Source organism: Candidatus Parvarchaeota archaeon (assembly GCA_016866895.1).
Taxonomy (GTDB): Archaea; Micrarchaeota; Micrarchaeia; order Anstonellales; family VGKX01; genus VGKX01.
In genome coordinates this window covers 1-1052 of sequence record VGKX01000247.1, presented here as the reverse complement: position 1 = coordinate 1052, position 1052 = coordinate 1, and the positions used below count along the sequence as shown (strand labels likewise).

General features: G+C 46.3%; 1 protein-coding gene. It reads left to right on the top strand.

Translation table 11 applies throughout. The annotated features are described in order from the left end of the window. Positions 1–139 precede the first annotated feature (139 nt). Positions 140–1052, top strand: a 913-nt coding sequence (locus FJZ26_06300) for a hypothetical protein (GenBank protein ID MBM3230017.1), incomplete at its 3' end; no start/stop codon positions are given.

Here is a 1052-nt window from a genome sequence, read left to right as displayed (position 1 = left end):
AGCTGCCACAGCTACTGACTATGGATCTCCGCAAGATACCCCAGCTGTTACAACCGATGTAGCTACCCCTGCACCTGCCGCCGCTACTCCAATGGCTCCGCTCTTGTTTCCCCTAGATATCCCTAATGTAGGTACCATCATGCTAAAGGGCACCCTGGACATGGCCAAATCGGCATTTCAATTTGATGCTTATTTCAAAACGCCTCCTACCTTTGACCTAGGCATCATGTCGCTGGGCAGTCCATCGGTCACTTTTTCCAACAAAACTGGCTTATCGATGAAAGCTCAGGCAAGCCTGCTGGATTTGGTGAGAGGCAATATAACGCTTGAACGGTTCTCTGTAACCCCTAAGGGCAACGAGATTTTGCTAAGTTTTGCGCCTACTTCTCCTTTTGACCTTTATTTATCACCGTGGAAAAAGGTAACCATCAATAAGCTTTTTGTCTTTTTATCCGCTGCGGAAAAAAGGCTTTTTACCCAAATCAACCTTGCCTCGGCTGCCAGCGCTCCCGATACAACCATAACCTTTGGCATGAGCAAAACGGATAGTTATGCCGAGCTTTCTATTGATGACATGAAAATGGAAGAGCTATTTGAAAGTTTAAAAGATGATGCGTTGGGAGATGTGTCGCTTAAAAGTTGCAAGGTTCGCGTCACCAACCCCTTTGATAAAAAGGCCAAGCATACGGTAACTATTTCAAGTTTAATTGATCTCTCGCCACTCAAAGACACTTTACCCAGCGAACTAAATCTCAAAGGCCTGACTGCCGATGCCATTATTGAAATAGAAGCTAGAAACTTACAACTCAAAACAGCACTGACAGGCGGCTTTGAAATATTTCCTGGGTGCAATGTAGTAAACCCCGCTTTTGCACTAGCCGTCACCAGTGCTGCTTCCGTTGCCACGGCGGGCCAAGCAACGGCCTCCGTAGTGCCTGATAAAGCAGCCGTTGGAAGAACTACGGTAGCTACACTGAGCGGAAAAATAGACTGGGAGATTCCAGGCGGTCTAGGAAAAATCAAAGGCGACTTATGCTCTTATTTTAAAGATA